Source organism: Caulobacter sp. BP25, assembly GCF_002737755.1.
In the GTDB taxonomy this organism is placed as follows: Bacteria; Pseudomonadota; Alphaproteobacteria; order Caulobacterales; family Caulobacteraceae; genus Caulobacter.
Genome location: NZ_PEGH01000019.1, coordinates 114,455 through 135,495, shown reverse-complemented (window position 1 = coordinate 135,495; position 21,041 = coordinate 114,455). Strand labels below are relative to the sequence as shown.

The 21,041-nt window shown below is 67.3% G+C and carries 24 protein-coding genes and 1 pseudogene; 10 read left to right on the top strand and 15 right to left on the bottom strand.

Features of this window, described 5'->3' with window-relative positions; translation table 11 throughout:
* The first annotated feature begins 5 nt into the window (after positions 1 to 5).
* Positions 6 to 977 carry a M15 family metallopeptidase gene (locus tag CSW59_RS18325; RefSeq protein WP_099445420.1) on the top strand — a complete coding sequence of 324 codons (972 nt, stop codon included), beginning with the start codon at positions 6 to 8 and terminating at the stop codon, positions 975 to 977.
* Between the two features lie 57 nt (positions 978 to 1,034).
* Here CSW59_RS18325 and CSW59_RS18320 read toward each other — a convergent pair whose 3' ends face one another.
* From CSW59_RS18320 to CSW59_RS18300, 5 genes and pseudogenes are all read right to left on the bottom strand, one after another.
* Positions 1,035 to 1,988, bottom strand: a complete 954-nt coding sequence (locus tag CSW59_RS18320; protein WP_099442359.1) for a transposase — start codon at positions 1,986 to 1,988, stop codon at positions 1,035 to 1,037.
* 328 nt (positions 1,989 to 2,316) lie between these two features.
* Positions 2,317 to 3,042 (bottom strand): endonuclease III, encoded by a 726-nt coding sequence (gene nth / locus CSW59_RS18315; RefSeq protein ID WP_099445419.1) that lies wholly within the window; start codon positions 3,040 to 3,042, stop codon positions 2,317 to 2,319.
* A 244-nt stretch (positions 3,043 to 3,286) separates the two neighbouring features.
* Positions 3,287 to 3,861, bottom strand: a pseudogene (locus CSW59_RS18310) (NUDIX hydrolase).
* Positions 3,849 to 4,850, bottom strand: coding sequence for an inorganic phosphate transporter (locus CSW59_RS18305; protein WP_099445418.1), 1,002 nt, complete (start codon positions 4,848 to 4,850; stop codon positions 3,849 to 3,851). The pseudogene CSW59_RS18310 and the gene CSW59_RS18305 overlap by 13 nt, the downstream one beginning before the upstream one ends.
* Positions 4,851 to 4,855: 5 nt before the next feature.
* A complete protein-coding gene (locus CSW59_RS18300; protein ID WP_099445524.1) occupies positions 4,856 to 5,512 on the bottom strand; it encodes a DUF47 domain-containing protein in 657 nt (218 codons plus the stop codon).
* Positions 5,513 to 5,687: 175 nt separating this feature from the next.
* Here CSW59_RS18300 and CSW59_RS18295 point away from each other — a divergent pair, with 175 nt between their 5' ends.
* The 3 genes from CSW59_RS18295 to upp are packed head-to-tail and all read left to right on the top strand — an operon-like array spanning position 5,688 to position 9,022.
* Positions 5,688 to 6,164, top strand: a complete 477-nt coding sequence (locus CSW59_RS18295) for a (2Fe-2S)-binding protein (RefSeq protein WP_099445417.1) — start codon at positions 5,688 to 5,690, stop codon at positions 6,162 to 6,164.
* Positions 6,164 to 8,338, top strand: coding sequence for a xanthine dehydrogenase family protein molybdopterin-binding subunit (locus CSW59_RS18290; RefSeq protein ID WP_099445416.1), 2,175 nt, complete (start codon positions 6,164 to 6,166; stop codon positions 8,336 to 8,338). Before CSW59_RS18295 ends, CSW59_RS18290 begins: the two co-directional genes overlap by 1 nt.
* A gap of 54 nt (positions 8,339 to 8,392) precedes the next feature.
* A complete protein-coding gene (gene upp / locus CSW59_RS18285) occupies positions 8,393 to 9,022 on the top strand; it encodes a uracil phosphoribosyltransferase (RefSeq protein ID WP_099445415.1) in 630 nt (209 codons plus the stop codon).
* Between the two features lie 95 nt (positions 9,023 to 9,117).
* On the opposite strand, the gene CSW59_RS18280 is transcribed toward upp, so the two are convergent.
* From CSW59_RS18280 to CSW59_RS18250, 8 genes are all read right to left on the bottom strand, one after another.
* On the bottom strand, positions 9,118 to 9,642 hold the full coding sequence (locus tag CSW59_RS18280; RefSeq protein WP_099445414.1) for a hypothetical protein: 525 nt from the start codon (positions 9,640 to 9,642) through the stop codon (positions 9,118 to 9,120).
* A 75-nt stretch (positions 9,643 to 9,717) separates the two neighbouring features.
* Entirely contained in the window at positions 9,718 to 10,116 is a 399-nt protein-coding gene (locus tag CSW59_RS18275) for a Dabb family protein (protein ID WP_099445413.1), read from the bottom strand.
* Between the two features lie 29 nt (positions 10,117 to 10,145).
* Entirely contained in the window at positions 10,146 to 10,508 is a 363-nt protein-coding gene (locus tag CSW59_RS18270) for a hypothetical protein (RefSeq protein WP_099445412.1), read from the bottom strand.
* Positions 10,509 to 10,625: 117 nt separating this feature from the next.
* Positions 10,626 to 10,715: a hypothetical protein gene (locus CSW59_RS21515; RefSeq protein WP_236632269.1), complete on the bottom strand. Its 90-nt coding sequence runs from the start codon at positions 10,713 to 10,715 to the stop codon at positions 10,626 to 10,628.
* A gap of 611 nt (positions 10,716 to 11,326) precedes the next feature.
* A complete protein-coding gene (locus CSW59_RS18265) occupies positions 11,327 to 12,232 on the bottom strand; it encodes a 5'-methylthioadenosine/S-adenosylhomocysteine nucleosidase (protein ID WP_099445411.1) in 906 nt (301 codons plus the stop codon).
* A 122-nt stretch (positions 12,233 to 12,354) separates the two neighbouring features.
* Positions 12,355 to 12,792, bottom strand: coding sequence for an acetyltransferase (locus CSW59_RS18260; RefSeq protein WP_099445410.1), 438 nt, complete (start codon positions 12,790 to 12,792; stop codon positions 12,355 to 12,357).
* A gap of 9 nt (positions 12,793 to 12,801) precedes the next feature.
* Positions 12,802 to 13,758, bottom strand: coding sequence for an SIS domain-containing protein (locus CSW59_RS18255; protein ID WP_099445409.1), 957 nt, complete (start codon positions 13,756 to 13,758; stop codon positions 12,802 to 12,804).
* Complete coding sequence (locus CSW59_RS18250; protein WP_099445523.1) at positions 13,755 to 13,970, bottom strand: hypothetical protein; 216 nt, start codon at positions 13,968 to 13,970, stop codon at positions 13,755 to 13,757. The genes CSW59_RS18255 and CSW59_RS18250 overlap by 4 nt, the downstream gene beginning before the upstream one ends.
* 146 nt (positions 13,971 to 14,116) lie before the next feature.
* Here CSW59_RS18250 and gpmA point away from each other — a divergent pair, with 146 nt between their 5' ends.
* Both gpmA and CSW59_RS18240 read left to right on the top strand, forming a co-directional pair.
* Positions 14,117 to 14,830 (top strand): 2,3-diphosphoglycerate-dependent phosphoglycerate mutase, encoded by a 714-nt coding sequence (gene gpmA, locus CSW59_RS18245; protein WP_099445408.1) that lies wholly within the window; start codon positions 14,117 to 14,119, stop codon positions 14,828 to 14,830.
* 82 nt (positions 14,831 to 14,912) lie between these two features.
* Positions 14,913 to 16,172, top strand: a complete 1,260-nt coding sequence (locus CSW59_RS18240; protein ID WP_099445407.1) for a pentapeptide repeat-containing protein — start codon at positions 14,913 to 14,915, stop codon at positions 16,170 to 16,172.
* A gap of 74 nt (positions 16,173 to 16,246) precedes the next feature.
* Here CSW59_RS18240 and CSW59_RS18235 read toward each other — a convergent pair whose 3' ends face one another.
* Positions 16,247 to 16,702: an Hsp20 family protein gene (locus CSW59_RS18235; RefSeq protein ID WP_099445406.1), complete on the bottom strand. Its 456-nt coding sequence runs from the start codon at positions 16,700 to 16,702 to the stop codon at positions 16,247 to 16,249.
* A gap of 232 nt (positions 16,703 to 16,934) precedes the next feature.
* Between CSW59_RS18235 and CSW59_RS18230 the strand changes: the two genes are divergently transcribed.
* The 4 genes from CSW59_RS18230 to CSW59_RS18215 all read left to right on the top strand — a co-directional run bounded on the left by CSW59_RS18230 (position 16,935) and on the right by CSW59_RS18215 (position 20,178).
* Complete coding sequence (locus CSW59_RS18230) at positions 16,935 to 17,780, top strand: class I SAM-dependent methyltransferase (protein ID WP_099445405.1); 846 nt, start codon at positions 16,935 to 16,937, stop codon at positions 17,778 to 17,780.
* A 58-nt stretch (positions 17,781 to 17,838) separates the two neighbouring features.
* Positions 17,839 to 18,723 carry a class I SAM-dependent methyltransferase gene (locus CSW59_RS18225; RefSeq protein ID WP_099445404.1) on the top strand — a complete coding sequence of 295 codons (885 nt, stop codon included), beginning with the start codon at positions 17,839 to 17,841 and terminating at the stop codon, positions 18,721 to 18,723.
* A 160-nt stretch (positions 18,724 to 18,883) separates the two neighbouring features.
* Positions 18,884 to 19,192: an SCP2 sterol-binding domain-containing protein gene (locus CSW59_RS18220; protein ID WP_099445403.1), complete on the top strand. Its 309-nt coding sequence runs from the start codon at positions 18,884 to 18,886 to the stop codon at positions 19,190 to 19,192.
* A 5-nt stretch (positions 19,193 to 19,197) separates the two neighbouring features.
* The gene (locus CSW59_RS18215; protein WP_099445402.1) at positions 19,198 to 20,178 is read left to right on the top strand and encodes an alpha/beta fold hydrolase; all 981 of its coding nucleotides are present in this window, start codon (positions 19,198 to 19,200) and stop codon (positions 20,176 to 20,178) included.
* Here the strand turns inward: CSW59_RS18215 and hisN are convergent.
* A complete protein-coding gene (hisN, locus tag CSW59_RS18210; RefSeq protein ID WP_099445401.1) occupies positions 20,153 to 20,989 on the bottom strand; it encodes a histidinol-phosphatase in 837 nt (278 codons plus the stop codon). The two genes, CSW59_RS18215 and hisN, sit on opposite strands and share 26 nt — an antisense overlap.
* Between the last annotated feature and the right edge of the window lie 52 nt (positions 20,990 to 21,041).

The window sequence follows — 21,041 nt, the reverse complement described above, 5'->3', positions numbered from 1 at the left end:
TGGCGATGAACGGTCTGGTTCGGCGATCCTTCCTGGCGCTCACCGCCGCCGGCCTGGCCGCGCCCGCCGCCATTGCCCAGAGCCGCGCGGAATGGGCCGCGATCGGGCAGTACGGCGACAAGGCCGCGCCGCTGACGGTATTCGAAAAGGACGGCGCGCTGCACATCGACGGCACGGGCTACGCCTCGGCCCGGCTGACGGCGACGGGGGCGGGCCGCTATGCGATCGCCGGCGGCGGTGCGTTGGTCCTTGAGCCCGGCGCCGTCCATCTGAACGGGACGCGGCTGGCCTTCCACGACTTCGGGGCAGAGACGGAGGCCGCCATCCGCGCCGGCGTGCGGGCCGATCCGCAGGCGCTTCGACGGCAAGCCTTGGCCGCGACGCCGCCGGTCGAGACAGGCGATTTCCTGCCCGCCGACCTCGTCGACCTGACCAGCCTCGATCCGCGCATCAAGCTCGACATCCGCTATGCCGGCGCGAGCAACTTCATGGGCATTGCGCTGTACGAGCGCGCGGCGGCTTATCTGCAGCGACCGGCGGCCCAGGCGCTGAAGCGGGCGCAGGAGGCCTTGGCCGCTCAGGGCTATGGCCTGCTGATCCACGACGCCTATCGGCCCTGGTTCGTCACCTGGATGTTCTGGGAGGCCACGCCGCCCGACGCCCGCATGTTCGTCGCCGACCCGGCCAAGGGCTCGCGCCACAATCGCGGCTGCGCGGTGGACCTGACGCTGTACGACCTGAAGACCGGTACGGTCGTCGAAATGCCCAGCCGCTACGACGAGTTCTCCGGCCGCGCCTATGCCGACTTCGTGGGCGGCACGACGAAGCAGCGGGCGCTGCGGGCGGTGCTGCGCGAGGCCATGACCGCCCAGAGCTTCGAGGTCTATGCCGAGGAGTGGTGGCACTTCGACTTCCAGGACTGGCGGCGGTACGGCATCGGGACGAAGACGTTTTCGGAGCTGGGGGGCGCGCGCTGAGCCCCTCTCTCATGGAGAGAGGGCGGGGCCCGCCGCGAAGCGGTGGGAGCAACCATGTCATTGTGCGGGTCGAGTGCGCCAGGGGCGTTGCTGACGGAGGATTAGGTTCGCCGCCTCTATGAGCTTTCGCATGATGGCGACAAGGACGAGCTTAGGAGGCTTGCCCTTTGAGCGCAGTCGTTCGGCGAAGGCCCTGAAGCCTGTATCGACGCGCTTTGCGGCCAGTGCGGCGATGTAGACAAGACGCCTGGGGCGAGAGCGCCCGCCCTGGATGAAGCGCTGGCCTTTGTGTTGGCCGCTTTCGCTGTCGAACGGCGCAACGCCGAGCAGGGCGGCGGCCTTTCCTGGCTCCAGGGCGCCAAGCTCGGGCATGCGGATCAGGACGGCGACGGCCACGACCGGCCCAAAGCCCGGCAGGCTTCGCAGCAGCGCCAGACGTTGGGCCAAGTCGGGATGAACCGCCACCAGGGCCAGGATGTCCTTAAGCAGCCGAGCCTTCAGGTTTTCCAGAGAACGGATCCGAGCCTGATAGCTGCGGATGATGTCCTTCAGCGTCACGTGCTCCAGATAGGTCTTCATCTGGGCGGCCTGATCGCTCATCTGCTCGTAGGCCGTCAGGCGCTCGGCTAGCTGGCTCAAGCGAGGATCGCTGGCGGCCCTGACCGCGTCGACCTGCGCCGTCGCCGCAGCGATCAGCGCCGCATCGAGACGGTCGTTCTTAGCCTTCATGCGCTTGAGACGCGCGAACAGCCGAACCTCCAGAGGCTGATGCATCACCACCTCTAGACCCGCAAAGCCCATGGCCTCACGCACCGCCCGTTCGTAGCCTCCGGTCGCTTCCAGCCCAACGCGCGTGACGCCGTGCGACTTCAGCCAATCCAGCAAGCTTCCGATCCCGGCCGGGCTATTGTTGATCACCAACGTCTCGCTCCGGCCATAAAGCGCCACGTCGAGGCGACCCTTCCCCACATCAATCCCGGCGATGATCGTGTTAAGCTTACACCGTTCCATGTCCCGTCCTTGTGCTTGCGGACCCTGTCGTCCCTGCAACCATCCGGGTCTTGAAACGTCGACGAGGGCCCAGCTCCCACGCAGCCCCTAACGGCTCAGGGTGAAACGGCCTCTCTCCGACCGTCCGCCTGGCGCGCCAACGCCGGGCGGACCTTCCGGACACCCACGCCTAACATCCCATCGGCAAACAAGGGTGAGTGGGTAGGCGAAGCCCGTGGACGATCCTGGCGCTGTTCCGATCTATGTGCCGGCACGCCGGCTGACGGCGTAACCACTCACCCTCCCAAGCTTCGCTTGGGCCCCTCCCTCTCTCTAAGAGAGAGGGGTTTCAGCCGCGCGGCCGCCAGCTCAGCACCTCCGCGCTATGCCCAACGCCGACCTTGGCGCACATCGCCTTGACCGGACACGCCCCGCACTTGGGCCCCTCATGCGGGCACAGCATCTGGCCCAGGCCGCGCTTCATCAGCCAGTGCAGCTCGAACAGGTCGTCGGCGGTCCAGGTGTTGGGCGCCAGGGCCATCAGCGTGTGGTAGGTGTGGGTCGTATCGCCGGCGCCGACCAGGCCAATGCGCTTGGCGACGCGGTCGACATGGCTGTCGACGACCAGGGCCCGCATGGCCAGCTCGCTGAAGTTCAGCACGCAGGCGGCGACCTTGATCCCGACGCCGGGAAGGGCCTGCAACTCCCAGCGGGCCTGGTCGACGTTAAGGCCCTTCAGATGGTTCAGCGACAGCCAGCCGACCTTGTCGCGGATCATCTTCAGGGCGGTGGTCAGGTAGCGGGCCTTGTCCTCCGGAAACGTCACGTCGTCGATTAGCCGGACCACGGCGGCGACGGGCGCGTCGGCCAGATCGTCCCAGCTTTTGAACTCGGCGCGCAGACGCAGGAAGGCTCCCCACGAGACGGCGTCCTGGGTTCGGCCGCTGATCGACGACTTCACCAGCTGCGAGACCGGATCCATCCGCGTGACTGGCCGCTGGGCCCCGAACTCGCAGAGCAGGGCGTCGCGCACGCTCTCCAGCGGCGAGCGCGCGAGGCTTAGGGAAAGCTGCATGGGATATCGTCGCGCAAGAACATAATGGGAACATTATGCGGGGCGAAGGCGGTTGTCCACAGGCTTGAATTCATCCCGCCTCCCTAGGCCTTGTGCCTAGGGCCCAGCTTTCAGCGGGTTCTGAGGGGAAAGGGGCGCGCCCACGCTCCCGGTGCGCATACATCTCCGCCGAGCCCAGCGGCGCCATGGGTCCTCGCCACAGGGGCGAGGAAGGCGGAAGTATTTTGGCGTTCGGAGTACAGCCCTACCGCCCGTACCGCCCCCAAAGCGCGGTGATCCGGCGGCGCAGGCGCTGGAAGGTTACCCGCACCGGCGTCGGTGCGGGGGTAGGCGCGGGGTGGTCTTCTTCCGCGAGCTCGACCCCAGCGAAGCGGGCGATCAGGTCGCGCAGCTCGGTCTCCTGGACGGCGAGGGCGGCCTCGACCGGGGTCATCCAGCGGAGGGTGCGTTGGCCTTTCTCAGGCCAGTTCAGGTGCTCGCGGGTCACCTGCAGGGGGAAGACGTCGACCTTGACCAGCTTGGCCGCGCCGCTCTTCAGGCGTTTCAGGTACTCGTATTCGCCGGCGGGCGTGTCGGCGATCACGCCGTCGAGGCCGGCTTCCTCATAGGCTTCCTGGGCGGCGGCGGCGAAGTCGGTCTTGCCCTTCATCGGCCAGCCTTTGGGATCACCCAGCGTCGGGTCTCGCGCGAGGAGACCAGCAGGATGCGCAAGGCCTCGCCTTCGCCCTGCCAAGGCAGGGCGGCGACCTGGCGGCGCTTGCCGCCGCCGTTGGACTTGCGTCCTTCCTGCTTGCCTCCCGAGGCGGTCACGTCATCCAGAACCCGAGATAGTAGAACACCGCCGCTGTCAGGGCCGCCGCCGGTAGGGTGACGATCCACGCGATGACGATGTCCTTGGCCACGCCCCAGCGCACGGCGGAGGCCCGACGCGAAGCGCCGACGCCGACAATAGCGCCTGTAATGGTGTGAGTCGTCGAGACTGGAACCCCAACATGGGTCGCCATGAACAGCATGATCGCGCCGCCGGTCTCCGCGCAGAAGCCCTGCATGGGGGTCAGGCGGGTGATCTTGCTGCCCATGGTGTGGACGATGCGCCAGCCGCCAAACAGCGTACCAAGGCCCATGGCCGCCTGACAGGCGATGACGACCCAGAACGGAATCTCGCCTGGCTTACCGGTGGCGCCGTGGGCGAACAGCAGGGCGGCGATGATGCCCATGGTCTTCTGGGCGTCGTTGCCGCCGTGGCCCAGGCTGTAGAGGGCGGCCGAGACGAACTGGGCCTTGCGGAACACCTTGTCGGCGAAGAACGGCGAGCTCTTCACAAACAGCCACGAGACGATCAGCACCAGCAGCAGGGCTAGGACAAAGCCCATGGTCGGGGAGACCACGATGCCGGCGGCGGTCGCGGAGAGGCCGGCCCACTGGATCGCTCCGAGGCCGCCGACCTTGGCGATGGCCGCGCCGACCAGACCGCCGATCAGGGCGTGTGAGCTGGACGAGGGGATGCCCGCCCACCAGGTCAGCAGGTTCCAGCTGATCGCCCCGCCCAGGGCGCCGAAGATCAGGCGGTCGCTGATGATGTGCGGATCGACGATCCCCGAACCCACCATCTTGGCCACATGCAGGCCGAAGAACATGAAGGCGATGAAGTTGAAGAACGCCGCCCACAGCACCGCCCACTTGGCCGACAGCACGCGCGTCGAGACGATGGTGGCGATCGAGTTGGCGGCGTCGTGCAGGCCATTGAGAAAGTCGAACGCCAGGGCGACGACGATCAGGAAGACCAGGATCAGAAGCGTGGGTTCCACGGGGCTCAGACCTGCTCGACGACGATGCCGCTGATGCGGTTGGCCACGTCCTCGAAGCGGTCCATGACCTTCTCGAGGTGGCTGTAGATGTCGATGCCGACGATGAAGGTCATCGGATCACCCCCAGGGCCGGTTTCTCGGCTGGCCAGGAACAGGTCCTTGCGGCCCTGGTCGTACAGGTGGTCGGACTGCTCCTCGATCTCGCGAATGCGCACCGAGATCTCGCTGAGCTTCTGGGCGTTGTGGCGCATCTTGGGCAGCAGGGCGACGGCTTCCTCGGTCAGCTTGGCGGCCTCGACGATGACGCTCGCCATCTGGCGCATCTGCGGCTCGAAGCTCTTGACCTCGAACAGGCTGACGACCTTGGCGGTCTTGCGCATCTGGTCGATGGCGTCGTCCAGCGAGGTGGTCAGGTCCTGGATATCGCTGCGGTCGAAGGGGGTGATGAAGCTGCGGCGGACGGCCAGCATCACCTGGCGGGTGATGTCGTCGGCCTCTTCCTCGTGGCGATAGACGCGGGCGCTGGCGGGTTCGACAGCGTCGCCGCCTTCGGTCATGTCGCGCAGGGCGTGGGCGCCGTCGACCAGGGTTTTGGCGTGGGCGGAGAACAGGTCGAAGAACGCGTCTTCCTTCGGCATGACGGCCTTGAACAAGCCCAGCATAATGTCGATCTTTCCTTGCGAGATCGCGTTCGTCCGTAGGCGGATCGACGCGCGGCGCACGGGAACCACGGAAGGATTTGGCCGTCAAATCCTATCTGTGAAACTTTTGTGACAGTTCTCGCGTCCGCGCCGCGATTGGGGCAGGATCGCTTCACCTTAGGGAAGGAAGACACCGATGGCCTTCACGCTGACCGTCAACGGAGAGCGTCGCACCGCCGACGTGGATGGCGACACGCCCCTGCTGTGGGTGCTGCGCGATACGCTGGGCCTGGTCGGGGCCAAGTTCGGCTGCGGCGCGGCCCTGTGCGGCGCCTGCACGGTGCATCTGGACGGGCAGCCCATCCGCGCTTGCGTCACCCCGATCAGCGACATCGGCGGCAAGACGGTCACGACCATCGAGGGGATTGGCAAGACGCCGGTCGGCGCCAAGGTGCAAGACGCCTGGAAGGCGATCGACGTGCCCCAATGCGGCTACTGCCAGGCCGGCCAGATCATGTCGGCCTCGGCGCTGCTGGCCGCCAAGCCCAAGCCCACTGACGCCGATATCGACGAGGCGATGAACGGCAATCTGTGCCGCTGCGCGACCTACACCCGCATCAAGAAGGCGATCAAGGTCGCCGCTGGCTTGGAAGCCGTTGGGGAGAAGGCGTGATGGACGGCGAGATCCTCCGCGACCCCACCCGTCGCTTCGTGCTGCAGAGCGGCGCGGCCGTCGGCGGTGGCCTGCTGCTCAGCTTCACCATGACCGCCGAGGGCCAGGCGGCTGGCGACACCCAGGTCAATGCTTACGTTCGCGTCGCGCCGGACAGCAAGGTCACGATCGCCTCCAAGGTTCCGGAGGTGGGGCAGGGGATCAAGACCTCGCTGCCGATGCTGATCGCCGAGGAGTTGGACGTCGACTGGTCGGCCGTCACGGTCGAGCAGGCCATCGCCGACAGCAAGATCTACGGCCGCCAGGTGGCCGGCGGCAGCATGGCCACCACGCTGGAATATGACGGCCTGCGCCGGGTCGGCGCCAGCGTCCGGGCCCTACTGATCCAGGCCGCCGCCGCGCGCTGGAGCGTGGCTGCCGATAGCCTGACGACCGAGCCAGGCGTGGTGGTCCACGCCGCCAGCAAGCGCCGCGCCGCCTATGGCGAGCTCGCCGCCGACGCCGCCAAGCTGACCCCGCCCGATCCCAAGTCCCTGACCCTGAAGGACCCCAAGGCCTTCCGGATCATCGGCCAGAGCCACAAGAGCCAGAACCTCGACGCCATCACCACGGGCGCGCCGACCTTCGGCATCGACATGCGCTTGCCGGGCATGCTGTACGCCACCTTCGCCAAGGCCCCGACCTATGGCGCCAAGGTCGCCAGTGTCGATCTGGCGCCGGCCAAGGCGGTCAAGGGCGTCAAGGACGCTTTCGTCGTCGAGGGCGGGACCAATCTGCAAAGCATCGTCCCCGGCGTCGCCGTGATCGCCGACAGCTGGTGGGCCGCGCGCAAGGGCCGCGAGGCGCTGGACATCAAGTGGGCCGAGCACCCGACCGCCGCCCAGAGCAGCAAGGGCTTCGAGACCAAGGCCGCCGAGCTGTCCAAGGCCCCCCCGCACCGCACCCTGCAGAACGACGGTGATGTCGACGCGGCCCTGAAGGGCGCGGCCAAGACGGTCAGCGCCGCCTACAGCTATCCGTTCCTGGCCCACGCGCCGATGGAGCCGCAGAACTGCACGGCCCAGGTCAAGGACGGGAAGGTCGAGATTTGGGCCCCGACCCAGAACCCCGAGTCCGGCCGCGCTCTGGTCGCCAAGGCGCTGAACGTCGATCCGTCGGCGATCACCATCCATCTGATCCGCTGCGGCGGCGGCTTTGGCCGTCGGCTGATGAACGACTATATGGTCGAGGCGGCGGTGATCGCCTCCAAGGTGGCCGCGCCGGTCAAGCTGGTCTGGACCCGCGAGGAGGACATCCAGCACGACTTCTACCGTCCCGCTGGCTGGCACAACTTCACCGCAGGCCTTGACGCCAGCGGCGCGGTGGTCGCCTGGAAGAACCACTTCATCACCTTCGGCGAGGGCGAGAGCTTCAGCCTGGCGGCGGGGATGAACTCGACCCAGTTCCCCGGCCGGGCGGTCGCCAACTACCGCCACGACGTCTCGGTGATGCCGCTGGGCTTCCCGACGGGCTTCCTGCGCGCGCCGGGCAACAATGCTTTCGGCTTCGTGATCCAGGGCTTCACCGACGAGCTGGCTCACGCTGCGGGCAAGGACCCGGTCGTCTTCCGCCGCGAGATGCTGGGCGCGCCGCGCCTGCTGGGCGAGCCGGGCAAGGGCGACAGCTTCCACACCGGCCGCATGCGCGGCGTGCTCGACCTGGCCGCCGAGATGTCCGGCTGGGGCCGCAAGGTCCCGAAAGGCACGGGCCTGGGCGTGGCCTGCCACTACAGCCACCTGGGCTATGTGGCGGTGGTGATCCAGGCGACGGTGAAGGAGGGGGCGATCAAGGTCGACAAGGCCTGGGCCGCCGTCGACTGCGGCCGCCAGGTCGTCAATCCCTCGGGCGCTGAGCAGCAGGTGCAGGGCTCGGTGCTGGATGCGATCGGCAGCGCCCTTTACCAGGGCGTGACCTTCGAGAACGGCGCGGCGGTGACCAGCAATTTCGCCGACTTCCCGCTGCTGCGGATGGCCGAGGCTCCGCCGGTCGAGGTGCGCTTCAAGCTGTCGGACAACAACCCGACCGGCCTGGGCGAGCCTGCCTATCCGCCAACCCCGGCGGCCCTGGTCAACGCGCTGTTCGCCGCCACGGGTAAGCGCATCCGCAGCCTGCCGATCGGCGATCAACTGGCCTGAATTCCCGAGCGCGTGCTAGGAGCGGGGAGCCCCCGTTCCTAGCCAGGTCTCGCCATGTCCCAGGTCACCGTCGTCAATCATCCGCTGGTCCAGCACAAGCTGACCCGAATGCGGGACAAGACGACCTCGACCAAGACCTTCCGCGCCCTAATGCGCGAGACTGCGACGCTGCTCTGCTACGAGGTCACCCGCGACCTGCCGATGGACGAGGTCCAGATCGAGACCCCGGTCGCCAGGGCCACGGCCTATGAGATCGCCGGCAAGAAGCTGGTCTTCGCCCCGATCCTGCGGGCGGGTCTTGGCATGTGCGAGGGGATGCTGGACCTGGTCCCGTCGGCGCGGGTGGCCCACATCGGTCTCTATCGCGACCACGAGACGCTGGAGGCCATCGAGTACTACTTCAAGGCGCCGGAGGACATCTCGGGCCGCCTCACGATCGTCGTCGATCCGATGCTGGCCACCGGCCACTCGGCCATCGCCGCGATCGCGCGCCTCAAGCACTACGGCGTCACCAACTTGCGCTTCGTCTGCCTGCTGGCGGCGCAAGCCGGCGTCGACGCCCTGCGCGAGGCCCATCCGGACGTGCCGATCTGGACGGCGGCGATCGACGAGACGCTGAACGACCATGGCTACATCGTGCCGGGCCTGGGCGACGCCGGCGATCGGACCTTCGGGACGCGATAGCAGAAAGCCCGACCGGCGGGGCCGATCGGGCTCATGTCTATGGGTTCAAGCCTTCCGACACCGCTGACGCTTGTCGGAAAGGCGGTGGCGGCCGATCAGCTGGCCTTGAAGAGCTCGGGCAGCGACTTGCCGCTGACGGTCTCGGTCTTCGGCGTGGCGCAGACCTTCGAGGCCACGGCGCGCGACGTCGCGTCGATCTTACGGAAGCTTTGCTGGGTGCTCGCCACCGGCTGCAGGTCGGCGCCGTACTGACGCAGGCCCAGCACGGTCTCGCCCGTCTTGCGGCAGTCGATCCGCGAGGTGACCTCGGTGACGCCCATCTTGTCCTGCGCCCACACATAGTAGGTCAGATCGACGGTCCGTCCGGTGCGGGTGATGGCGCTGGTGTCGAACGCCACGGTCCTGGCCGCGTTGGGCGAGGGGCCGCCCAGAGCGCCGTTGGCGCCGGTCATCCAGTCCATGGGCGGGTTAGCTCCGCCATCCGGCTTCGCGCTGGTCGGCGCCTGCGCGGACAAAGCCGCCAGCTTCATCACCGACCAGTCCTGCTTAGGCCAAGCCTCGGCATAGGCCGGGGCGGCGAACAGCAGGGCGGCGGTGGCGGTCAGAGCAACCTTGATCATCTGCATTCTCCCCAAGTTGGCTGAACCCTATACCTGCTACCTAAGGTGTCAATAGAGGCCCGGCGGGGCCGCGCGTTACACCGCCATGCTGTCGTAGACGATCACCTTGCTCCACAGGTGGCCGCAGTCGGCGATGAACTTCTGGTGCAGCGGGTGGCTCTGGTAGCGGTTCTGGTCCTCGACGCTCTTGAAGACCATCAGCTCGGAGACGTCGTAGCTGTTGTCGATCACGTCGCGTTTCTCGGTCGAGGCCGGGACGCCGACGTGCAACTGCTGAATGACCTCGACCGCCTTCAGCGCCTTCAGGCCCGCGATCAGCTTTTCGCGGTCGGCCTTGGCGCCCGGGTTCTTGAGCCAGAAAAACACTTGGTGGAGCACGATGGGGGCGTCGGTCGCGGCGCTCGCGGGCGTGGCAAGGGCGGCGCTGGCCGCGAGGCCGCCGGAGAGCAGAACACGGCGATCGAAAGACGACATGGCGGGGCTCCTGGGGGGGGCTTAGTCGACTAAGCTAGCGCTTCGTAGACGACAAATCTTGCGACGTTGGTAGATGACATCGCCTTCGCAAGTTCGCGGTCATGGAAGCCTGGCAGCGCCTTCAACCAAGCGACGAAGTCCTGCATGCCCTGTGCTTCCAGTGGAAAGATGCCCGTTGGTTCGACTACCTCGGAGTAGAGCAGGAACACGACGTCCGCATCCCAAGGCCCACTATCGTCGGTGGCGACGACAACGCGCCGTAAATCGCTCACCGGAACCGCGACTTCGGTACCCTGACCGTCATCGATCGCGATAAGGTCGCCAACGACCGCCACCGTCCAATGCGGCGGCCTGCCTTTAGCTGCCCATGCTTTCAGCCATCCGAACACCATGAGGGGTACGCTAAGGGCGGAAGGTCATGTGAGCAACGGGTAGCCGCCCGACCTCTCCAGGTCGGGGCGAACCTTACATCTCTTGGAGGCTGCAGCGTGCTGGGCTGATCAGGTCAGTCAAGGATCGCCTCCGGCGACCGCGAGCGGCGACGCGGAGCGTCGTCCTTGAGTGACCTGATCAGCCCAGCGATCGTCTCGCCGTGAGATGTAAGGATGGCTCCCGTCGCTTGAGGACGGGTTTCAAAGCGCCAATCGGCCACCACCGCAGGCCCCCACCTGACCACGCTCCGCGTGGTCGTCCGCCCCCAAAGGGGGCAGAAGACGTGGGTTTCCTTCTTCCCCCTCCGGGGGAGGAGCGCCGCAGGCGCGGAGGGGGCAAGTACGAGCGTTCGCGGCGCTCTGTGATCCGCGTATCCGAAATCGAACCCAACAATTTCAACGACTTCTCACTTTTACACGCCGCTGTGTGATCCGCGTTGAAACCCCCTCCATACTGATCTCACCCGATGGCTTAGAAGGGACGTCCGGCCGGCGATCGTGACGGCTGTCGGGGGTGGTCGAGCGGGACTTTAGGTCCGGGCTGAAATCGCCCGAACGGTCCGGGGACCGGGTCGCCAGCCCGGCCCGCCCGCCGGGGGCCTCTTTCGGAAGCGGGTTAAAACCCCGCGCGTCGAAGGCTCACCGGATAACGACTGCGCGGAGCGTCTAGGCTTCGTCGAAACGGTAATCACTACTCACACTCCGGGCGTCGCCCGGGCGCTCCGCATCCCCTTCCATCCCTTCAGCGGCCATCCGCGTGAAGCGGGAAAGCCGCGCGCCTAGTTCGGCAGCGCCTTGACGAACGCCTTCACCACCGTTGCTGAATTGTCCGAGGCGAGAGCCATGAAGGTATGCATCTCGTTGGCGCCCGCGCCGCCGCCGGCCAGGTCCGACAGGCTGCGGAAGGCGATGAACGGGGTCTTGTTGACCAGGGCCACGTGAGCGACGGCGGCGCTCTCCATGTCGACCACCCGGGCTTCGAAGGTCGAGCGCAGATATTTGCGATAGCCGGCGTTGTCGAGGAACACCGGGGCCGAGACGCCGGCGCCGCCGATCACCACCTTGGGCGGATGGACCAGGCACTTGTCGGCGGCGCAGCGCTGCAGGGCCACCGAGGCGGCGACCTGTTTGGCGGTCTCCAGCAGGGCCGGATCGGACGGGAACCAGACGCGGCCGTCGCGCAGGCTGTCGCTGTCCGACGGCAGGACGATCGCGCGCGGGAAGATCATGCCGTAGTTGGGCAGGGTGCTGTTGCGGATGCTGGGCGAGACCTCGAAACCCTTGTCGGTCTCGCGGGCGAAGGCGCTTTCCAAGTTCTGGGCCCAGCGGTCGGCGACCACCACGTCGCCGATGTCCAGGCCCTCATCGACGCCGCCGGCGATGCCGGAAAAGACGATGCGGGTGATGTTGAAGCGGTCCAGCGCCATCTGGGTGGTCATGGCCGCGTTGACCATGGAGACGCCGCTCAGGAACACTACGACCGGCTTGCCTTCCATCTGGCCGGTCATGAACTTCACGCCGTGGACGTCGAAGGTCTTGGGGTCCTTGGTGGCGGCGTTCAGCGCGCCGATCTCGGGCGGGAACGCCGAGATCACCGCCACGCGCGGCGTCTGGTCCAGCTTCTGCGCCAGGGCGGGCGAGACGAACACAAGCAGGCAGGCCAGGATGAGAGCGGGCAGGCGCATGGCGACTCCTCAACAGCGATCGCGCCTGCTTAGCCGTCCGCCACCCCAGGCCCAAGGGGAAGACGTACTGAGGCGATCTTAGCGCCTCGGATGGCTAATGGCGGGGCCGAGGCGCCCCTTGTCTAAGCGCCAAAGCGCAGATGGATCAGCGGGTAGGCGCGGCCCTGGCCGTCGGTCGCCGACCATCCGGTGCGTTCGAAGCCCATGTGCTCGTAGAAGCCGACCGCCTGGGCGTTCTGCTCGTTGACGTCCGTGGTCAGGAGCGGGTGAACCGCCAGGGCGTACTCGATCAGCATCCGGCCGACACCGGCGTCGCGATGTTCAGGATCAATGAACAGGGCTTCCATGTGCGATCCCGCGATCAGCATGAAGCCGACCGGCCGATCGCGGCGATCCACCGCGACGGTCAGCGGCGCGCCGGGCAGGAAGGCCTCGACCTCGCGCCCGATCGCCGCGCGATCCTCGGATGAGAGAAAGTCGTGCGTCGCGTCCACGGCGGCGGCCCAGATCTCGACGACCCGTGGGCCGTCGTCGGGGCGGGAGGGGCGGAGCCTGATCATGATGGCGTGTCAGATCACGCCGGCGCGCAGCAGGTCGTGGACGTGCAGCACGCCGACGGGACGTTCGGCCTCGACGACGAAAAGCACCGTGATCCGGCGATCGTTCATCACTTTCAGGGCTTCGGCCGCCAGGGCGCCGGGGGCGATGACCAGGGGGGCGCGGGTCATGACCTGGCTTGCGGTGTGCTGCAGCAGCCCGTCCATGTGTCGGCGCAGATCGCCGTCGGTGATCAGGCCGGCCAGGCGTCCGTCGCCGTCGACGACGCCCACCGCGCCAAAGCGTTTCTCGCTCATGACCAGCAGGGCGTCGGACATGGGGGCGTCGACGCCGATCAGCGGCAGCTCGTCGTCGCCGTGCATCAGGTCGGCGACCGTGCGCAGCATGGCGCCCAGCTTGCCGCCTGGATGGAAGACCCGGAAGTCGCTGGCCGTGAAGCCTCGCCGTTCCAGCAGGGCCACGGCGATGGCGTCGCCCAGGGCGATCTGCAGCGTGGTGGAGGTGGTCGGGGCGTTGACCTCGGCCGTGGCTTCCGGCGCATCGGGCAGGCGCAGCACGATGTCGCCGCCACGGCCCAGCTGGCTGTCCTCGAACGCCGTCATGGCGATCAGCGGAATCGAGAAGCGCTTGGCGTAGGCGATCGTGTCCGACAGCTCGCGCGCCTCGCCCGACTTCGACAACGCCAGGATCACGTCGTCGGGGCCGATCATGCCGAGGTCGCCGTGGCTGGCTTCCGCCGGGTGGACGAACATCGCCTGCGCGCCGGTGGAGGCCAGGGTCGCGGCGATCTTGCGCGCCACGTGGCCGGACTTCCCGATGCCGGTGCAGACGATCCGGCCCTTGGCGTTGAACAGAGTCTCGACCGCCTGAACGAAGGCGTCGTCGAGGGATTGGGACAGCGTGCGCAGGGCGTCGGCCTCGACGCTCAGCACCCGTCTGCCGACGGCGATCGCATCGAAAGCGCTCATTGCGGGGCGTGGCCCGTGGCTTCGATGGCCTTCCGCGCGGCGGCTTCACGGCGGGCCGCAGCGTCTTTCTCCCGCTGGATCTTGGCCTTCATTTCGGGTGTCTGCTGGACCGGCGTATGGCCGAACGGCCCCCAGGAGCGGTCACCCTGGCCCTGCGGCCAAACGAGGGAGAAGGCGATCAGCACAAGGGCGATCAGACCCATTAGCGGCATGAAGATGCGATCAGGCATGTCCCGCCTATAGCACGTGCGACGGGTTGGGGGAGGGGGCGCGGGCATCGGCGCTTGACGCTGGGCGGCGCTGGGCTTAGCCCGCCCTGAGATAAACCCGACCTCGCCTCCACGCTGAAGGAAGCCCGATGCCGACCCTCGTCCTGCTCCGCCACGGCCAAAGCCAGTGGAACCTGGAAAACCGCTTCACCGGCTGGGTCGACGTCGACCTGACGGCCGAAGGCGAGGCGCAGGCGCGCAAGGGCGGAGAGCTGATCGCCGAGGCCGGCCTCGACATCGACCAGGCTTTCACCTCGGTCCAGACGCGGGCCATCCGCACGGGCAATCTGGCGCTGGACGCGGCCAAGCAGAGCTTCGTGCCGGTGACTAAGGACTGGCGTCTGAACGAGCGCCACTACGGCGGCCTGACGGGCCTGAACAAGGCCGAGACCGCCGAGAAGCATGGCGTCGAGCAGGTCACGATCTGGCGCCGGTCCTACGACATCCCGCCGCCGGAGCTAGCGCCGGGCGGCGAGTACGATTTCGCCAAGGACCGCCGCTATAAAGGCGCGACCCTGCCGTCGACCGAGAGCCTGGCCACGACCCTGGTTCGCGTTCTGCCCTACTGGGAGAGCGACATCGCCCCGCACCTGAAGGCCGGCGAAACCGTCCTGGTCGCCGCGCACGGCAACTCGCTGCGCGCCATCGTCAAGCACCTGTTCCAGGTGCCGGATGACAAGATCGTGGGCGTTGAAATCCCGACCGGTAATCCGCTGGTCATCGAGCTGGACGCCCAGCTGAAGCCGATCGGCGCGCGCTATCTTGACGAGAGTCGGGCCGAGGCGCTGCCGCAGGTTGGTTGATAGGCGGCGGAAGCCTTTGGAAAGATGGCGTTAATCCTGTTCTGCGCAGGGTTGACGCCTCATTCGGGATACCATGCCGCCCATGAGCGCCGATGCGCCCACCGTCCAAGACTACAAGCGTCTGACGCAGCACGACCTTGACGTCATCTGCGCCAAGCACGATCGCCTATGGTCGGCGAAGCTGGGGGGCGCGCGGGCCGTCTTCACGTTCTGTGATCTTTCCGGCCTGTCGCTGACGGGCCGGAACCTGTGCGACGCCGACTTTACCGGCGCGATGATGGTCGGGTGCGACCTGCGCAAGACCAAGCTCGACAACGCCAATCTGTATGGCGCCGATCTGCAGGGCGCGAACCTGACCGACGCCTCGCTGCGGCGGGCCGATCTGCGCGGCTCCAGCCTGCGCGGCGCTAATCTGACCGGCGCGGACATGTTCGAGGCCGACTTGCGGGAAGGGGCCATCGCCGCCGCCGATCGCAAGGAGGGCTACAAGGTCATCGAGCTGACCCAGCGCGAGGCCTATGCGATCGGGGCCAACCTCAGCGGCGCGAACCTTGAGCGCTCGCGCCTGTCGGGGATCGTCGCGACCAAGGCCGACTTCAGCGACGCCATCCTGAAGGACGCCAAGCTGATCCGAGCCAATCTCAAGCAGGCCAACTTCAATGGCGCCAACCTGGCGGGGGCGGACCTGTCGGGCGCGAACCTCGCGGGCGCGGACCTGCGCAACACGGTTCTGGTCGGCGCCAAGACTATGTCCTGGAACGTCAACCAGACGAACATGGAAGGCGCCCTGACCGACAAACCGGCCGGGACCAACATCGCGGATCTGCCCTACGAGCAGATGATCGCCGACCACGCGCGCTGGATCGAAACCGGCGGCGCTGAAGGCAAGCCGTCGGTCTTCGACAACGCCGACCTGCGCAATCTGCGCTCGGTAAGCGGCTTCAACCTGACGGCCCTGTCGGCCAAGGGCGCGGTCTTTTATGGCCTCGATATGGAAGGCGTGCAGATGCAGGGCGCCCAGCTGGAGGGCGCGGACTTGCGCGCCTGTAACCTGCGCCGGGCGGACCTGCGCGGCGCTCGTCTGAAGGGCGCCAAGCTCACCGGCTCTGACCTGCGCGACGCCCAGATGGGACCGTTGCTGATCGCCGCCGATCGGGTTCTGCCCTGCGACATGACCGGCGCCATTCTCGCCAACGCCGACCTGGCCCGGGCGGATCTGCGCCAGGCGCGGTTGGCCGGCGCGGACCTCTCGCGCGCCAATTTCACCAGCGCCCAATTGCGCGACGTCGACATCACCGGCGCGATCCGCCTGGGCGCGCGCGGCCTCGACGACGTGATTTAGGCGACACGAAAAAGGCGGCGCATCGCTGCGCCGCCCAAGTTCGGAGGGGTGTAGGGAACTCAGAACAGGGTCGATTAGGCGGCCTTCTCGCCTTCGATCAGCGACGAAGCGCCGGCCTTGATGTCGACGATTCGAGGCTTGAGGGCCTCGGGCAGTTCGCGCTTCAGCGCGATGGACAGCAGGCCGTTCGACAGTTCGGCGTCGACCACCACCAGGTAGTCGGTAAGCTGGAACTTGCGCTCGAAATTCCGTTCGGCGAGCCCGCGGTGCAGGTACTGCTTGGCGTCGTCGTTGGCCGCCTTACGACCGGTGACGGTCAGCAGGTTTTCCTTCACCTCGACGTTCAGCTCTTCCGGCTTGAAGCCCGCCACCGCGATCTCGATGCGGTAGTCGTTCTCGCCGGTGCGTTCGATATTGTAGGGAGGGTAGCCCGAGCTGGCTTCCGTGCGGGCCGCGGCGTCCAATTGGGCGGCCAGGCGGTCAAAGCCGACGAGCGAGCGATACAGGGGCGAAAGGTCGATCGTACGCATAGGTTTCAGATCCTTCTCATCAAGCAAGGTCTTTGAATGTGCGTCCCTTCGGCGACCCGAAATCGGCGTCGCCAGCGGTCCGGAAGGCCCGGATTTCCAGCGCCTTCATAGGTTTAGTTGGTGAGACGGTTTCCCCGTTCAAGGGGGGGCTCATCGAACGCGAATCCTTTGACGCATCGCGCGCCCCGGGTAAGGTCGCCCGCGCAACAACTCGCCGAAGGACACTTCCCCCATGCCGCTTCGTCGTCACGTCCTGCTGCTGGCCGCCGCCGTCAGCCTTACCGCCCCAGCCGCCGCCTTCGCCGCGACCGATCAGGCGCTGAAGTCCGCGATCGCTTCGCCGGCCCGTCCTGCCGCCGATGTGGCTCGCGATGGCGCGCGCCATCCCTATGAAAGCCTGATCTTTTGGGGCCTGAAGCCCAAGCAGACGGTGATCGAAATCTCGCCGGGCGGCGGCTACTGGACCGAGATCCTGGCGCCCTATGCCAAGGCGACCGGCGGGACCTACATCGCCGGTGTCGCCGATCTTTCGAACCCCAAGCTGTCGGAAGGCGCGCGCAAGGGCCGCGCCGACTTCGAGGCCCGCTTTTCGGACGCCGCCAAGTACGGCAAGCCGCAGTTCGTGAACTTCGGCGCCGTGTCGGGACCTCTGGGCGCGCCGGGCTCGGCCGATCTCGTGCTGACCGCCCGTAACGTCCACAACTGGACCGGCGCGCCCGGCATGGCCGACAAGGTGTTCGCCGACTTCTTCGCGGTGTTGAAGCCGGGCGGCTTCCTGGCGGTCGAGGACCATCGGGCCGATCCGCGCTCGGAAAAGGCCGCCGGCGCCGACGGCTACCTGAACACGGCCACGGTCGTGGCGCTCGCCGAGAAGGCCGGCTTCAAGCTGGACGCCCAGTCCGAGATCAACGCCAACCCCAAGGACACCAAGGACCACCCGTTCGGGGTCTGGACGCTGCCGCCCGTAAAGCGCACGGCGCCCGGCGGTCAGCCGGCCGACCCGAACTTCGATCGGACGAAGTACGACGCCATCGGCGAGAGCGACCGCATGACCCTGCGCTTCCGCAAGCCGGCCTGACTTTGGTCAAGGTCGGCGGCCAGGCTGGCGCCGTTTCAGCGTACGCGTACACGGGGGCATGATGGCGTCTACCCAGCAATGGTCGCGAAGAAGCTTGCTGGCCGGCGCGGGCGCGCTCGGCCTGGTGGGTTGCGGCAAGTCCAAGGACAAGGCCGCGCCCGTCGAAAAGCCGCGTCCCGAGAGCCTCGAGGCCATCATCGCCGGTGAGTGGCGTCTGCCGGCGGACCGCGCTCGCGACCGCTGGCGTCATCCCGTGGAGACTCTGAAGTTCTGGGGCCTCGCGCCCGGCCAGACCGTCGTCGAGTTCTGGCCGGGGGCGGGGTGGTACACCGACATCGTCGCGCCCTTCCTGGCCGAGACCAAAGGCCACCTCTACGAGGCGCTGCTGGAGACCAACAATCCGGCCGACCCGGCCGCCGCCGAGATCGTCGAGGCTTACCGACGCAAGGTCACGGGCGCGAAGAAGATCTTTGGCGAGGTGACCTTCACCGCGTTTGGCCCGACCAGCGGTCCGGTGGCGCCGGCGGGCAGCGCCGACCTCGTGCTGTTCCTGCGCAACCTGCATAACTGGATGGCTGGCGGCATCGCCGAGAAGGCGTTCCGCGACGCCTTGGCGGCGCTGAAGCCGGGCGGCGTGCTCGGGATCGAAGAGCATCGCGGCGAGCCTGGACACGTGCAGGACGTGCTGGCCGCCGATGGCTACGTCCAGCAGGACTATGTGATCCAGATGGCCAAGGAGGCGGGCTTCGTCCTGGCCGCCGCCAGCGAGATCAACGCCAATTCCAAGGACACCAAGGACCATCCATTCGGCGTCTGGACTCTGCCGCCCACGCGCCTGTCGGCGCCGCGTGGCGAGCCAGCCGAGCCGGGCTTCGACCATGCGAAGTATGACGCGATCGGGGAGAGCGATCGCATGACCCTCAAGTTCGTGAAGCCCGCATGAGCGAGGCGCCCTGTGGGTAAAGTTGACAAAAACCTCGACTAAGGTCGCCTTCTACGGCGGGAAGAAAATAGAGGCCTGCGTCGTCTGAACGGTGTTTACTTGTTTGGGCGGGCCGGTCTAGCTATCCGCAATATCATTTCGCGCAAGGGAGATCGCGCTCATGGCCACCATCCAGGAAATCACCGATCGCATCAAAACCGCCGTCGGCGACGACAGCGGCCTGGGCAAGAGCCTGAAGTTCGACCTGAAGGACGCAGGCTTCATCCACATCGACGGTGGTTCCGTGACCAACGAAGACAAGCCGGCCGACCTGACCATGACGCTGGCGCTCGACGACCTGCTGGCCATCGGCGAAGGCAAGCTGGACCCAACTATGGCGGTCATGACCGGCAAGCTGAAGCTTTCGGACATGGGCGTGGCCATGGCCCTGCAGCCCAAGATGGGCGCCCTGTTCTCGAAGATGCGCTGAGCCGGATGACGGAACCGGCCGATCTGGTCTCAATTCCCGAGGCCCCGGTTCCGGATCACGGTAAGGCTGAATGGTTCCGCGGCGCGGAGGGGGCGACCCTCCGCGCCGCGACGTTTTTCTCGGAGGGCTCGGCGCGCGGGACCGTGGTGCTCAGCCCCGGCCGCACCGAGCCGATTGAGAAGTATTTCGAGGTCGTCGAGGAGCTGTTGGCTCGAGGCTTCGCCGTGCTGCTGCACGACTGGCGCGGGCAGGGGCTTTCGGCGCGGAGCCTGCCTGATCGCCTGAAGGGCCACGCCCAGGGCTACCAGCCCTTTCTGAGCGACTACAAGGCCCTGCTCGATACGTTCGAGGCGCGCCTGCCCAAGCCCTGGATCGCCATGGGGCATTCGATGGGCGGCTGTCTCACCTTGCTGGCCCTGGCCAAGGGCGAGGGACGCTTTTCGGCCTGCGTGCTGTCGGCGCCGATGCTGGGGATCAACACCGGCAATGTCCCGCCTTGGGCCGCCAGGGCGCTGTCCTGGACTCTGTCGCGGTTTGGTTTCGCGGACCGGTACGTCAGCCAGGCCTATGATCCGCTGACCCAGACCTTCGAGGGCGATAAGCTCACCCACGATCGCGCGCGTTACGACCGTTACAGCGCCCAGCTCAAGGCCGATCCCCGCATCGCCCTGGGCGGCGTCACCTGGGGATGGCTGGATTTCGCGATATCAGCCTGCGCGTGGCTGTCGCGGCGGGGCTCGGTCGAGCGACTCGAGCTGCCCGTCACCATCGTCGCGGCCGAGTTGGACGACCGCGTGCTCAATCCGGCTCTCAAGGCGATCGCCGCGCGGCTGCCGCGCGGCCGCTATGTCGAGGTCCCGGGCGCCTTCCACGAGATTCTGGTCGAGACCGACCCGCGCCGGGCGGTGTTCTGGAAGGCGTTCGACGAGGCGGTCGACGCGTCGGCGAACGTTGGCGCGCCTATTTCGCCGAGCGCTTCAGGCTGACCAGGGCTTCGTCCAGCGGTCGGCGGTCGCCCGAGATCACCATCTGGCCGCCATTGGGACCGATCGTATCGCCCCGCCAGTTGGTGACCATGCCGCCAGCGGCTTCGACCAGCGGGATCGCGGCCTCGATGTCCCAGGACTTCAGGCCCGCCTCGATGACCATGTCCATCTTGCCCATGGCGACCATGGCGTAGGCGTAGGCGTCACAGCCCAGGCGGGCCAGCTTGGCCGCCGCCCGCACCTGCAGCCAGGCGCCGCGCTCGGCCCCGTCGAAGCAGGCGTCGGGATCGGTCGTGGCGATCACCGCGTCGTTCAGATTGGCGCACTCACGCACGCGGATCGGCGCGCTCTGGCCGCGCGCGATCAGGCGAGCGCCGCCAGCGTGGCCGATGAATAGCTCGTCGGTGAAGGGCTGGCCGATCGACCCCAGCACCGGGCGACCATTGTGGCGCAGGCCGATCAGGGTGGTCCACAGCGGCAGGCCGGAGATGAAGGCGCGGGTGCCGTCGATGGGGTCCAGAACCCAGACGAACTCGGCGTCGGGACGATCCTCGCCGTATTCCTCGCCGATCACGCCGTGCTCGGGATAGCGCTCGGTGATCAGCGCGCGGATCGCGGCTTCGGCGCCGCGATCGGCTTCCGTCACCGGATCGAACGCGGCGTGCGTGTCGCGCGGCAGGTTCTTGCCCGCCCCCTTGTCCTCCAGGCCATGATCGGCCCGGAACAGCGGCAGGATGGCGGCCGCCGAGGCCTTGTTCAGGTCGATGACGAAGGCGTCGAGCGCCGCGAGCCGATCAGCGGAGAGAGTCATGCGCGCGGGTTTAGCTTTCCAGCCGTCGCCGCGCCACGCCTTTCCGCGCGCA